Annotated in this window: 15 protein-coding genes; 2 read left to right on the forward strand and 13 right to left on the reverse strand. The window is 39.2% G+C overall.

Annotation, left to right across the window (positions count from 1 at the left end; translation table 11 throughout):
• Positions 1-188: 188 nt before the first annotated feature.
• The 6 genes from trxB to G6069_RS05145 all read right to left on the reverse strand — a co-directional run bounded on the left by trxB (position 189) and on the right by G6069_RS05145 (position 5407).
• Positions 189-1124, reverse strand: a complete 936-nt coding sequence (trxB, locus tag G6069_RS05120) for a thioredoxin-disulfide reductase (RefSeq protein ID WP_197293581.1) — start codon at positions 1122-1124, stop codon at positions 189-191.
• 5 nt (positions 1125-1129) lie between these two features.
• A complete protein-coding gene (gene trxA / locus G6069_RS05125) occupies positions 1130-1450 on the reverse strand; it encodes a thioredoxin (RefSeq protein WP_000020199.1) in 321 nt (106 codons plus the stop codon).
• A gap of 91 nt (positions 1451-1541) precedes the next feature.
• Positions 1542-1886 carry a YraN family protein gene (locus G6069_RS05130; RefSeq protein WP_197293582.1) on the reverse strand — a complete coding sequence of 115 codons (345 nt, stop codon included), beginning with the start codon at positions 1884-1886 and terminating at the stop codon, positions 1542-1544.
• The gene (locus G6069_RS05135) at positions 1886-3151 is read right to left on the reverse strand and encodes a homoserine dehydrogenase (RefSeq protein WP_078303259.1); all 1266 of its coding nucleotides are present in this window, start codon (positions 3149-3151) and stop codon (positions 1886-1888) included. The genes G6069_RS05130 and G6069_RS05135 overlap by 1 nt, the downstream gene beginning before the upstream one ends.
• Positions 3152-3160: 9 nt before the next feature.
• Entirely contained in the window at positions 3161-4945 is a 1785-nt protein-coding gene (gene uvrC / locus G6069_RS05140; protein WP_197293583.1) for an excinuclease ABC subunit UvrC, read from the reverse strand.
• Positions 4946-5407 carry a hypothetical protein gene (locus G6069_RS05145; protein ID WP_000437179.1) on the reverse strand — a complete coding sequence of 154 codons (462 nt, stop codon included), beginning with the start codon at positions 5405-5407 and terminating at the stop codon, positions 4946-4948.
• Here G6069_RS05145 and G6069_RS05150 point away from each other — a divergent pair.
• Positions 5399-5578: a hypothetical protein gene (locus tag G6069_RS05150; RefSeq protein ID WP_001926337.1), complete on the forward strand. Its 180-nt coding sequence runs from the start codon at positions 5399-5401 to the stop codon at positions 5576-5578. The genes G6069_RS05145 and G6069_RS05150 overlap by 9 nt on opposite strands.
• A gap of 2 nt (positions 5579-5580) precedes the next feature.
• Here the strand turns inward: G6069_RS05150 and egtV are convergent, their stop codons facing one another.
• The 7 genes from egtV to G6069_RS05185 all read right to left on the reverse strand — a co-directional run bounded on the left by egtV (position 5581) and on the right by G6069_RS05185 (position 11356).
• The gene (gene egtV, locus G6069_RS05155; protein ID WP_021173629.1) at positions 5581-6231 is read right to left on the reverse strand and encodes an ergothioneine transport ATP-binding protein EgtV; all 651 of its coding nucleotides are present in this window, start codon (positions 6229-6231) and stop codon (positions 5581-5583) included.
• Position 6232: 1 nt separating this feature from the next.
• Complete coding sequence (gene egtU / locus G6069_RS05160) at positions 6233-7894, reverse strand: ergothioneine transport permease/ergothioneine binding protein EgtU (RefSeq protein WP_197293584.1); 1662 nt, start codon at positions 7892-7894, stop codon at positions 6233-6235.
• Between the two features lie 68 nt (positions 7895-7962).
• On the reverse strand, positions 7963-8409 hold the full coding sequence (locus G6069_RS05165; RefSeq protein WP_001081241.1) for a hypothetical protein: 447 nt from the start codon (positions 8407-8409) through the stop codon (positions 7963-7965).
• Positions 8406-9179 (reverse strand): flagellar motor protein MotB, encoded by a 774-nt coding sequence (gene motB / locus G6069_RS05170; protein WP_001085355.1) that lies wholly within the window; start codon positions 9177-9179, stop codon positions 8406-8408. The genes G6069_RS05165 and motB overlap by 4 nt, the downstream gene beginning before the upstream one ends.
• Before the next feature lie 2 nt (positions 9180-9181).
• A complete protein-coding gene (gene motA / locus G6069_RS05175) occupies positions 9182-9955 on the reverse strand; it encodes a flagellar motor stator protein MotA (protein WP_000366185.1) in 774 nt (257 codons plus the stop codon).
• Between the two features lie 15 nt (positions 9956-9970).
• Positions 9971-10738, reverse strand: coding sequence for a HesA/MoeB/ThiF family protein (locus G6069_RS05180; protein WP_197293585.1), 768 nt, complete (start codon positions 10736-10738; stop codon positions 9971-9973).
• Complete coding sequence (locus tag G6069_RS05185) at positions 10739-11356, reverse strand: MBL fold metallo-hydrolase (protein ID WP_197293586.1); 618 nt, start codon at positions 11354-11356, stop codon at positions 10739-10741. It lies immediately after the preceding gene.
• Between the two features lie 131 nt (positions 11357-11487).
• Between G6069_RS05185 and G6069_RS05190 the strand changes: the two genes are divergently transcribed.
• A complete protein-coding gene (locus G6069_RS05190) occupies positions 11488-12498 on the forward strand; it encodes an SAM-dependent methyltransferase (protein WP_197293587.1) in 1011 nt (336 codons plus the stop codon).
• The last annotated feature ends 161 nt before the right edge of the window (positions 12499-12659 follow it).

Raw genomic sequence — 12659 nt, forward strand, 5'->3', positions numbered from 1 at the left:
AAAAATGTTTTGAGCGTTTTTAAATTTTGTGATCAATATTTAATTAAAACAAAGCAAGAGAACGAAATGACATTGTGGCTAAAATAAGATTAAAATAACAAAACCTAAAATACCTTACAAGTTTTGAAAATCCAATGAATATTGAAGCGAGAACTCATAACCCTAAAATCTAGGGCTATGAGCTTGATTTAATGGTGTTCTAAATAAGAAATCACGCTTAAAGCCGCCGTAGCGCCATCGCTTGCAGCACAAACCACTTGCTTAGGGGCAAAAATGCGAATATCTCCTGCCGCAAACAAGCCTTGAACATCCGTCTTCATGGAAAAATCCACGACTATAGAGCCGTATTCATCGCATTTGCATAGCATGGAGTTATCTTCTTGTTTCAACACGGCGTTATTCACATCATAACCCACAAAAATAAAAAACCCCGGCACAACTAATTCTCTTTTTTCGTTAGTGGCTGTGTTTTTAATGCTTAAAGAAGACACGCCAGAAGCATCGCCCTTGATTTCTTCCACCACATAAGGGGTTAAAAACTCAATCTTATCATTGTTTTTGGCATGTTCTAAAGTGATAGGCGCACACCTAAAACCATCTCTTCTGTGGATGAGATAGACTTTTTTGCAGATGTTGGCCAGATAAATCGCCTCTTCTACGGCGGTATCGCCCCCACCAAGCACCGCTACTTCTTTATTTTTGTAAAAGAAGCCATCGCATGTCGCACAAGTGCTAACGCCTTTACCCCAATATTCTGACTCGCCCTTGATTCCTGTGCGTTTAGGGCTACCACCGGTAGCGATAATCACGCTCTTAGCTTCAAAAGTCTTGCCATCTTCTGCCAAAATAACAAAATGAGAGCCTTTTTTAGAAACCCTTTGAATGGCGGTCATCTCATGCTTCAAACCAAAGCGAAAGCATTGCTCCTGCCATGGTTGCATGAAATCCAACCCACTCACCACTTCCTTAACGCCCGGATAGTTTTCAATCTCACTACTGCCAGTGATTTGCCCCCCAGGCACTCCTTTTTCAAATAAAACGGCGTTTTTAACACCGCCTCTAGTGGCATAAAGCCCCGCACTCAAACCCGCAGGACCACCTCCAATAATCGCACAATCTATCATGGCTACTAGCCTAAAAGTTTGTTCAACTGCTCTTTTAAAGCAACTTTAGTTTGCACACCCACCAACTGATGGACAACTTCGCCATCTTTTGTGAATAAAAGCGTAGGAATGCTTCTAATCCCAAATTTCGCGCTCAACTCTTCTTGCTCATCGGTATTGACTTTACAAATCTTAGCCTTACCTTCATATTCGCTAGCTAATTCATCAATCACAGGGGATAGCATCTTACAAGGACCACACCATGGCGCCCAAAAATCCACTAACGCAACCCCTTTTTTAATGGTGCTTTCAAAATTTTCTTCAGTTAATTCAATATAGTGACTCATTGGTTACTCCTAATTATTCTATGATTTTGATTAACGAGAACTATCTTATCCTAAGAATGTTAATGAAATCGCATGGGTTTTGGATAAAAATCTAAAAAGTGATATTTTCTAAAAGCTCAAATTTACCATTTTTCACAATAAGAGCGTCAATGCAAAAATCGCTATTGGGATCTTTTTGAGACAAATAACAGCGGATCGTTTTAATGATCTTTTTTAATTTACTCGGCGTGATCGCATAAATGGGATCAAAATTTTCCCCGCTTTTGACTTCAATGAAATGCAAAACCCCTTTTTTCAAAGCGATAATATCAATTTCGCCAAATTGTGAAAAAAAGTTCATCTCCACCATTTCAAAACCTAACGATTTTAAAAATCCGCAAGCTTCTTCTTCAGCCTTTAAGCCCTTTTCTCTATGTTTGTTATTCAAAAAGCGCATCAATTTTCCAAACGGATCATCTTAGGGGTATCCAACACGCTTTGTAGATTTTCAAGCTCTTTAAGGGCGTTCAGCATAGATTTTTCGTTGGTGGTGTGCGTGGAAAATAAGATTTTAGCCTTGTTGGAATGCGGGATTTCTTTTTGCAAGACATTGTTGAGCGAAATATCATTTTGAGCTAAAATCGCGCTGATTTGAGAAAAAACCCCTTTTTCATCGCTCACTAACAAACGCGCATAATAAGCGCATTGGATTTCTTCTTTGGGTTTTAGGGGGAGTTTTTGAGGGGTTTCAAAGCCTAGCATTAGAGAGCTTTTTTTCCTTGCGATTTCTATAATATCGCTAATGACCGCGCTTGCGGTAGGCTCTCCCCCAGCCCCAGCCCCATAATACAAAGTCTCGCCCACCTTATCCCCTATAACGCTGATAGCGTTCATTACTCCATCCACTTTAGAGAGCATGCATTCATTTTTAATCATGCTTGGATGCACCCTTAATTCAATGCAATCTGGGTGTTTTTTAGCGATGCCTAAAAGTTTGATGCTATAACCAAATTCTTTAGCAAACTCCATGTCGTCTGGCTCTATTTTTTCAATGCCTTCAATCAAGATTTCTTCTAATTTCGCATCAATACCATACGCTAAAGACGCTAAAATCAATAATTTGTGCGCCGCATCAATGCCCTTAATGTCAAATTCAGGGTTCAATTCCGCATAGCCTAAATGCTGCGCGTCTTTCAAAGCGTCCTTAAAGCTCGCTTGATTTTTAAACATCTGGCTTAAAATGTAATTGCTCGTGCCGTTTAAAATCCCTTTAAAAGAAAGGATATGATTAGCGCTCAAGCCGTCTTTTAAAGCCTTGATAATAGGGATACCCCCACACACGCTCGCTTCAAAGCCTATGGGGGTGTTTTTAGCGGTTTGTTCTAATTCATAGCGGTGGTACGCTAACATGGCTTTATTGGCTGTAACGAAGGCTTTTTGCTTGGCTAAAGTTTTTTTAGCTAAAAGATAAGGCGCTTCAACCCCACCCATAAGCTCCACGACAATATCAATTTCTTCATCTTCTATCAGGCTTTCTAAATCATTACTGATTTCAAAAGCATAGCCTTTGTGCTTTTTCATATCTCGCACCACCGCTTTTTTAATTTTAATTTCCACGCCGGCTCTGTCTTTAATGATTTCTTGATTTTCTTGTAAGATTTTAGCGACCGCGCTCCCCACGCACCCTAAACCCACAAGCCCTATATTTAATCTTTTTTTCATGTTTTTCCTTTAATTTCGTTTTCTTAACACGGTGTTTTTTTCCTGCTCGCTCGCTTTTTCTATCGCTTCAAAACTCCCAAAATAATCCAATAATTTTTTCACGCTGGCTTCTCCTATACCCTTTTCTTTTAAAAGAGCGATTTGTTTCATGTTTTTAAGTTTAGTGGATCTGTGGAAGTTTATCGCATACCGGTGGCTTTCATCGCGCAATTTTTGCACCCATTGCAAGCGTTTGTCGCTAGGGAGCAATTTAAAAGTATTGCTAGGCGTATGGATAATGTCTTTAGCGCCCCCTTTAGAGCGATAAGTTTTAGAATCCCTTTTTTCTTTAGAAATAGCGATCACTTCTACAAAACTCCCGCTGCTTTTTAAAATTTCTAAAGCGATGTTTAATTGCACCCTCCCTCCATCTATTACCCACAAATTGGGCGGTGGCTCTTTGGCAAAGTCTAAAGCCCTTCTGGTGAGCAACTCGCTCATTTGAGCGTATTCATTAGAGCCTTTTAGATGGTAGCGCCGGTAAGAGTTTTTTTGGAAGGCGTTGTTTTCATACACGACCATTCCCCCCACGCATTGGCTGTTTGAATGGTGGCTTGTGTCAAAGATCTCCACCCTATAAGGCACGCACTCTAACTTGAATAGCGATCGCGCTTCTTCTAAAATCAGATCTTCATTAGAGGTTTTTTCTTGGCTAAAAATCTCTTGAGCGTTTTTCATAGCGATTTCTATTAAAGCGAGCTTGTCGCCTTTTTTAGGAATGCTAAGAGCGATTTTTTTAGAGTGTTTATGACTGATAAATTCTTGCAGTTCTTTAAGCGTTTCATTAGAGCAAGCGTTTAATAGAATTTGTTCAGGCATCAAAGGCAAATGCGATTGGTAATGGTTGATAATGGCTTGTTTCATTGCCTCATCAGTGTCAAACCCATTAAGGGAGTGGATTTTTTCAAACGCTGAAGAAATGATTTTACCCCCACGCATGAACATTTTCACTAACACCGCCTTATTGTTCCCACTATAAAAAGCAAAAATATCCAAATCGTAGAGTTTGGCCAAATCCATGCAAGTGAAAGGGGCGATTTTTTGGATTTTTGCAATCCTATCCCTATAAATTAGGGCTTCTTCAAAACGCAAGTTATTAGAAAGGCGCTCCATTTTCAATTCAAGCTCTTTGATGAGCCTGTCTTTATTTTCAATCATTTCTAAACATTTTTTAGCGATTTTTAAATACTCTTCTTTGGTGATTTTATTCTCGCATGGGGCTTTACAACGCTCTATTTGATAAAACATGCATGCCTTTTTATCCTTGATGCAATTTTTCTTTTGAACTAAAGGGAGCAATTCATACAAGCTGTCTAAAATATCCTTAGCCCCGCTCGTAAAAGGGCCAAAATATTTAACGCCAGGCTGTTTTAAGATTTTTCGTGTGATTAAAGGGATAGGGAAATCAGTGGAAAAATCCATATAAATATAAGGGTAAGTTTTATCGTCTCTTAAAAGAATGTTGTATTTAGGCTTGAGCTGCTTGATTAAAGAATTTTCTAAAATCAAAGCGTCTTGCTCGTTTTCCACTAAAATGGTTTCTAAAAAAGCGATTTGTTTGACCATCATTTGGATGCGTAAGCTTGCACGAGGATTGGGCGTGATTTCATTATTGCGGATGGAAAAATAGCTTTTGATGCGCTTTTTTAAATTTTTCGCCTTACCGATATAGAGCAATTGGCGGTTTTTATCAAAATATTGATACACGCCACTGCTATTAGAAAGGTTTTTCAAACTGGACAATAAATCAGCCATTCATTCCTCAAAAAAACTTCGTTGGTAGTGGATCAAAGCGCGCGCTTTTTCAAAACATTCATGCAAACGAGCGTCTTTAATGGGGTTATGGAACAACCCTAAAGCACTAGGGCGAAAAAAACGGGCTTGTTTTTTAATGGGGGCATAAAAATTGGCTTTTTTTAGCGCGTCTTTAGGCACATAACCTAAAATTTCTAACCCATTCAACCCGTCAAACCCATAAGCATGCCCTTGCGTGTTCAAAAAATGGCTGATTTCTTTAGCGAATCGCTGGTTAAATTCTTTAGAAGCCCAAAGATCTTTAAACGCAAAAAGCAATTTAGAGTCTTTTATAAAGATAAAAAGCAAATTTTCTTGTAAACTTAAAGGCATAAAAACCTTAAGCTTTTTGAGTTTCAAAAGAGTTTCAAGCTTTTTATAAGACTTTTTTTGAATGAGTAAGGAGAAAATATTTTGTTCCATAAACTGATCTTAACATGCTTTTTAACGCTTGTGGCAATAACGATTCAAGCTTGCGGCTATAAAGCCCCCCCATTCAACGAAAAACCCGCTAAAAAAACTTTAAACAGCTCTAATTCTTCTATGCAAACGCCCACCAACAACACCACGCCAGAATTTTTAAACGAGCCTTAAAATCATTGCTCTTGTTTAAGGGCTTTGATTTCTAGGGTTTTTGTGGCTAACTTTTGCGCCTCTTCCTCATCATGCGTTACCATAATGAAAGTAGCGCAAGAATTTTGGTGTATCTCTTTGATGAGATCCTGCAAATTCTTACGATTAAAACTATCTAAAGCGCTAAAAGGCTCGTCTAATAAAATGAGTTCTGGCTTGTGGATAATCCCCCTAATAATGCCCACTCTTTGGGCTTGCCCTCCGCTCAATTCGTTAGGGAATTTATCCATAAGGCTCTCATCTAACCCCATTTTTAACGCTAAGGCTTTGGCTTCTTTTTGAGCGGCTTGTTTGTTTATGCCTTGTAAATTAAGGCAAAAGGTCATGTTTTGCATGGCGTTTAAATGAGAAAATAAGGAATTGCCTTGAGCGATATAGCCTATTTTTTGGCGTAAAAAAGCGTTGTTTGAAAGGGTCTCATTAAAGATTTTAACGCTCCCAAAACTGGGTTTTAAAAGCCCTAAAATCAAGCCTAAAAGCGTGCTTTTACCGCTCCCGCTCTCCCCTAAAACGCATAAAAAATCCCCTTCTTGAATGCTTAAATTAAAATCCTTAAAAACAGCGCGATTGTGGTAGTTAAAAGACACATTCTCTATTTTGACAATTTCTTTCATGCTATAACCCCAAGCTTTCTAAAAAATCTTTAGCGACTATTTGGGGGCTTTTTTTCAACGCTTCCACCTGATAGTTTAAATCCTGCATTTTCTCATCGTTAATTTTTGAATCCAATTTTTCTAAGATTTCTAGTGCTTCAGGATACTTTTTGATAATTTCTTTTCTCATAACAATACCGGCTTGATAATTAGGAAAAAACCCTTTATCGTCCTTAAGCACCTTTAAATCCAGCTCTTTGATTTGAGCGTCTGTGGTGAAGACATCTAAAGCGTTGATCTTATGGGATTCAAAACTTTTATAACGCAAATTAATATCCATTTCATGCAAACTTCTAAAATGAAAGCGGTAAGCTTTCACTAAGCCCTTAAAAGCGTCCTCTCTTTCAAAAAAGTCAAACTCCGCACCAAAATCAAAATTTGGGCTATGAAGGGCTAAATCGCTGAAAGTTTCAATCGCGTATTTTTGAGCGTCTTCTTTAGAAATCTCTAAAGAATAGGTGTTATTAAAGCCCAAAAGCCCCACCCACAAAAGATTAAATTCCTTCTCATAACGCTTTTTAATCGTTTTAAAATCCACTTTTTGTGTCAAAGGGTTTTTGAGCGTGTTCACCCAAGCGGTGCCGGTATATTCCACATACAAATCAAAATCGCCCCTAAGTAATGCCGGATGGATATTCATCGTCCCCCCACCAATGCCAAACGCCCGCTTGATAGGGATATGGTGTTTTTCTAACAAAAGGCTTAAAATCTCGCCCAAAATATACTGCTCACTGCTAGGTTTTGTCGCTACGACTAAGGGTTTTTCTTCTGTGGCGTTTCTAGGAATGAGCCATAAAGCGCTCGCTAGCAATAAAAAAAGAAACACCGCTAAATTAAGATAAACTCTTCTTTTTTGTTTTTGGGTGGCGTTTTGAGAAAATAGGCGTTGCAAAGCGTTTTCATGCTGAAAGACGCTCACAAATTGATCCGCTAAAACACTAAAAAGAGCTATGATCAAACTGCCCGCCACTAAAAGCGTGGTGTTTTGCGTGTTTAGCCCTCTAAAAATCGCCTGCCCTAAGCCTCCAGCCCCAATGAGCGCCCCAATCCCAGCCATCGCCACTAACATCACCACCGCAATCCTTAAGCCCGCTAAAATTTGGGGGATAGCGAGCAAGAAGTGCACCCTAAAAAACAACTCTTTGGGGTTACACCCCAGCCCAATAGCGGCCTTAATCACCTCTTCTCTCACCTCTTTTAAAGCGTTATAAGTGCTATGGACAATGGGTAATAAGCCGTATAAGACCAACACTAAAAGCGCGTTTTTTAACCCCACCCCAATCACAGGAATGAATAACGCGAATAACGCTAGCGATGGGATGGTGTAGAGGAAATTCACCACAGGGAGCAAGAACGCTCTAGCCTTTGAGTTATAAAACACAAAAACCCCAATCAAAACCCCAAACACCAACACGAGAAGACTAGAAAGCGCAACGATGATAAAATGCTGCACGAGCAAGTCTATAAAGTAAATGAAGCGATCATGAAATTCTTTTATCAAATATTTTACCACGCTTATTTTTAATACTATGGCAACTAAATGCTGCGTAGCCACATCTATAGAATGGAGCAACCATTCATACAATTCTTTGATCAATTGTTTAAAAACGCCCATGCTTGGCATTATAACCAAACTTATTTGAATAAAGGGGTTTTAAAATGCTAAAGGCATTCTTTAATGTTGGTTGTAGGTTAAAACTGAAAGGTGCGTTTGCCTAAATTCGTGCTCACTTCTATCCATAGCGGCTGGTTTTCGCATAAAATTTCATAGGCTACGCTTTGATTCCTCACTAAAGAAACACTTTTAGGCGTGGGATAGAGCGAGCAAGAACGCCCTTGATTGATGTCAATCTTTAAAATAACCACGCTCTCCACCACAGCACTCACCTTTAAATAATACGACTCCCTAGCCCCTTGCCATTCTAAATAGGGCGTTTCTTGGGGGACAATTTCTAACGCCACCAAAGGGCTTTGAGCCAGTTTCAAGCGCGTTTTTTGCTCCTGCTCTTTTAATTCTTGTTCTCTGTTGATCCCTTTATCAATCAAATCAAAAAGGTTTGAAGAAGCGTCCTTCTCTCTAGCAACAAGACTCGCTAACAACAAAAAGATTAAAAGATAATTTTTATTCATGCGATTCATTCTTGCTGTTTGTGGGGATTGAATTCTTCATCTAAAATAGAATGGATCTTACTCAAATCGTTCGCATCGGTTGAAAAAAAGATTTCCACACGATTGTTTTTCATTCTGTTTTCTAAGGAATCGTTAGGCGCGATAGGGTTGGTAGAGCCGTAAGAAGAAAAAGACAATTGGTTAGGATTTACGCCGTATTGTATAAGGACTTTCATCACCCTATAAGCACGATTAGCGGCTAATTCATAGTGGCTTTTAAAACGGGTTTTATTTAAAGGCGTATTATCCGTAAAACCCCTTACATTGATATGCACCCTTTTAGGGAGTTTTTGAATGATTTTAGCGATCCGCTCAATATAAAGCATCATGTCTTGATTGATAGCATCTGATGTGGCGTTTTCAAACAGCAAACTAGAGGGGAGCTTTAAAACAGAGCCTTGATCAATTTGCTCTAAAACACTGCCTTCGCCTTTGCGAGCGATAGTGGCTTTTGTTTCGGTATTTTGCGAAGCCGGCTTGGAGCTTTCGCTCGCCATTTGCTCTTCTTCTTTCCCTGAATCAGGGGGGATCACTACAACCGGTTGCATCGCCTCTGGCTTAGGAGCGTAATTAAAAATCTTAATAAATTCGGTTTTTAAGGCTTCCACTTTGGATTTATTGACCGCTGAAATGGCATAAAGAGCGATAAAAAGCGCGAGCAACAACGACAAAAAGTCCGCATAAGGAACCGCCCATTTTTCGCCGGCAGGGCATTCGGTGGGTTTGTTTTTCTTAGCCATGTTTAGCCCTCAAATTGAGATTTTTTAGGCTCACCGGGAGCGATGTAGTTTAAGAGTTTGTTTTCTAAATCCCTTGGATTTTCCCCATTAGCGATGCCTAAAATCCCCTCTAAAAGAACGGTTTTTTCTTTGATAATGTCTTTAGACTTAGCCTTGAGCTTATGCCCAAAAGGGCCAAAAATCGCATAAGAACACATAATCCCTGTAACAGTAGCCGTAAAAGCCCCAGCGATCCCTGCTGCCATTTCAGCCGGATTGTCTAGTTTTTGCAAGGCCAACATAAGCCCCATAACCGCCCCCACTAACCCCATAGTAGGAGCGGTCTCACCGGCCGTCTCCCAATAATGAGCGGCGCCGTGGTAATACTCTTCCATTTCTTCAATGCTGATTTCTAAACTTTCCTTAACGGATTTTAAATCCTTGCCATCTATGATCATAGACAAGCCGTTACGGGTGAAATCGTCTTCAATTTGTGCCACTCGCCCCTCTAAACTCAACACCCCATCTTTTCTGGCTAAAGTGGCTAATTCCACTAAATTTTTAATGGTTTCGTTTAAATTGATTTTAGGGTTTAAAAAAACAATTTTTATTTCTTTGTAAGCGGCTTTCACGTAACGAGCATGCGTGCCTGTCATGGCGGCAAAAAGCGAAGTAGGCACGATGATAATGACTGAACTCAAATGGATAATGTGCAACGGGTTGCCATCTTCTAAAATATCGCCTAGCGAAATAGAAGCGACCGCCAATACCAAGCCTAGTATGGTTGATAAATCCAAAACTTACCCCTTAATCTAAATTTCATAATCCTGTAAATGCGTGATTTTATGCGTGCCACAAACCCTACATTCAGGGTTTTTGGGTGCTTGAATTTTTTTAAAATCCATCGTTTTAATATCGGCTATAAGTAAAGTATTTATAAGTAAAGTTTCAAACCCTAAAAAATATTTAAGGCATTCGCTCGCTTGGATACACCCTAAAACTCCGGGTAAGACCCCAAAAAGCCCTGAAAGTGGATTTAATCCCTTTTTAGGAGGCTTATCAAAAACACACGCTAAGCATGCGCTATGGGGTAAAACGCTCATGCTTTGCCCTCTGTATTTTAAAACCCCGGCATGCGAATAGGGTTTTTGGGCTAACACGCAAGCGTCATTGATCAAAAATTTAGCGTTGAAATTGTCTGTAGCGTCTATGATAAAATCGTAAGGCTCTATGAGAGAAAGAGCGTTATGGGCCTTAAAGCGTTCTTCAAAAGCCTCTATTTCAATACCGGCATTGAGTTGTTTTAAGCGCGCTTTCGCGCTAGAGGTTTTGGGTTGGTTTAAAAAATCCTGTGAATGGATGATTTGGCGTTGCAAATTACTAATATCTAGCACATCAAAATCCACAATGCCTATTTTTCCTACCCCAGCGGCACACAAATACATCAAAACCGCTGATCCAAGCCCACCGGCTCCAATGACTAAAACGCTGGATTTTAAAAGCTTCAATTGGCCTTCTTCGCCCACATCTTCTAGCATGATATGGCGCAAATAACGCTCTTTTTCTAGCCGGCTTAACAATTAAGCCATCCTTGAAACCCAAATTTTAGAATGCTCTCTTTCGGCAAAAAAACTTGTCTTATCCCCATGCCCTGGATAAATCTCTATGTCTTTAGAAAAATCTAAATTTTGAAACCTTATCAAGGACTCTTTCATGTCTTTTTCATTAGAATAAGGGAAATCATAACGGCCAATGCTGCGATAAAAAATAAAATCCCCGCTAAAAATCACCCCTTCAATTTCTATGATAGAACAACCGGGCGTGTGTCCGGGAAAATGCCAGTATTTAATGGTAGTGTTTGCTATCTCTAAAGTGGTGCAACCCTTATTGCAAGGCACGCTAAAATTGGGGCTAAAAACCGGCATGCCCAAATGGAAAATATCATTTTCTAGCATGAACACATCGTCTTTGGGAGCGTAAATGGGGGTGTCTTTAAGGATCTTTGACAATTGAGCACTATCCCACACATGATCATAATGCCCATGCGTGATTAAAATCGCCTTAGGGTTCTTGGCGTTTTCTAACACCCATTCGCTACTAGAAAATCCGGGATCAATAATAAAATCCACCCCACCAGAAAGCTTCACAATATAAGCGTTTTCTTCCACCGCCCCGCACTCTCGCCTTAAAATTTCCAAACTCCAAACTCCCTTCAAACTAGCCTAAAAGTCATTATAATTATAATATCATAGCGCAAAAATAAGGCGATTTTGACTAAAATAGCGCTTCTATTATTGTTGGTTGAGATGAGTTTAATGAAAGGAAAATCGTGCGATCGTTTGGGAATTACATGCAAGAGTGGCTTTATGGAGAAAAGGGGTATTACCGAAAGGCACTAATCGGTCAAAAAGGGGATTTTTACACTTCGGTGTCTTTGAGTAAGTTTTTTGGGGGCGCTATGGCGTTTTATATCATTAGGCTTTTAGAAGAAGAAAAATTATTTTTGCCTTTAAAAATTGTAGAAATTGGCTCTCATCATGGGCATTTTTTGAGCGATATAGCCAGTTTTTTAAACGCTTTGAGCGTGGGCGTAATGGAAAAATGCGAATTTGTCAGCTGTGAGCCTTTAAAGGAATTGCAAAATATCCAACGAACTATTTTCAAACAAGCCACGCAATTGAATCTAATCAGTTGCGCTCTAGAAGAGCTTGATTTTAAAGAAAAAAAAAGCGCGTTCGTTGTCTCTAATGAATTGTTTGACGCGTTCGCTTGCGAGATTGTTAAAGACAATCAAATGCTTTTTATCACCCATGATCATCAGGGCGTTTGGGGCAATATTGATGAACCCACTAAAGAACTTCTTAAAAATTTGAATTTAAAAGAAGGGTGTGCGCCGTTATTTTTGAACGCTTTCATTAAGGATTTGTTAGAAAAATTGAACGAGGCTTCTTCTTGGGTGTTTTTGAGCTTTGATTATGGCGATGAAACAGAGCGAAAAGACATGCATTTAAGGGCTTTTAAAAACCACCAAGCACTGGATTTTAAGGATATTTTAAATAATTTAGCTTCTTTGTATCAGCAAAGCGATTTGACTTATGATGTCAATTTTTCTTTGGTGCGCTTTTTGTTTGAAAAACACCATGCACAATTTTCATTTTTTAAAACGCAGGCTAACGCTTTGATTGATATGGGGCTTATGGGATTGTTGGAGGTATTTTCAAAGAGCGTGGGTTATGAAAGGTATTTAAAAGAAGCGGCTAAAATCAAGCCCCTAATTAGCCCTGGGGGCTTGGGGGAGCGTTTCAAAGCGTTAGAGTTTGTGAAAAAAAATAAAATGTAAATTAAAAGCATTTTGACAATCTAATAATAATTAATAATAATAACAAAGAGCTTGCGTTTTTTAAGGAGGAAAGGTAAGAGCGTCAGGACATTTTAATGAAAAAGTTGATTAAAATGCTAAGTTATAGTAAAGAAGGAAGGAATATAATACGCCCTTCGCTC

This window comes from Helicobacter pylori (assembly GCF_017594925.1).
In the GTDB taxonomy this organism is placed as follows: Bacteria; Campylobacterota; Campylobacteria; order Campylobacterales; family Helicobacteraceae; genus Helicobacter; species Helicobacter pylori_DP.

Coding starts and splice junctions, on each gene's coding strand:
- trxB (WP_197293581.1), bottom strand. CDS start 1,124: ATGATAGATTGTGCGATTATTGGAGGTGGTCCTGCGGGTTTGAGTGCG.
- trxA (WP_000020199.1), bottom strand. CDS start 1,450: ATGAGTCACTATATTGAATTAACTGAAGAAAATTTTGAAAGCACCATT.
- G6069_RS05130 (WP_197293582.1), bottom strand. CDS start 1,886: ATGCGCTTTTTGAATAACAAACATAGAGAAAAGGGCTTAAAGGCTGAA.
- G6069_RS05135 (WP_078303259.1), bottom strand. CDS start 3,151: ATGAAAAAAAGATTAAATATAGGGCTTGTGGGTTTAGGGTGCGTGGGG.
- uvrC (WP_197293583.1), bottom strand. CDS start 4,945: ATGGCTGATTTATTGTCCAGTTTGAAAAACCTTTCTAATAGCAGTGGC.
- G6069_RS05145 (WP_000437179.1), bottom strand. CDS start 5,407: ATGGAACAAAATATTTTCTCCTTACTCATTCAAAAAAAGTCTTATAAA.
- egtV (WP_021173629.1), bottom strand. CDS start 6,231: ATGAAAGAAATTGTCAAAATAGAGAATGTGTCTTTTAACTACCACAAT.
- egtU (WP_197293584.1), bottom strand. CDS start 7,894: ATGCCAAGCATGGGCGTTTTTAAACAATTGATCAAAGAATTGTATGAA.
- G6069_RS05165 (WP_001081241.1), bottom strand. CDS start 8,409: ATGAATCGCATGAATAAAAATTATCTTTTAATCTTTTTGTTGTTAGCG.
- motB (WP_001085355.1), bottom strand. CDS start 9,179: ATGGCTAAGAAAAACAAACCCACCGAATGCCCTGCCGGCGAAAAATGG.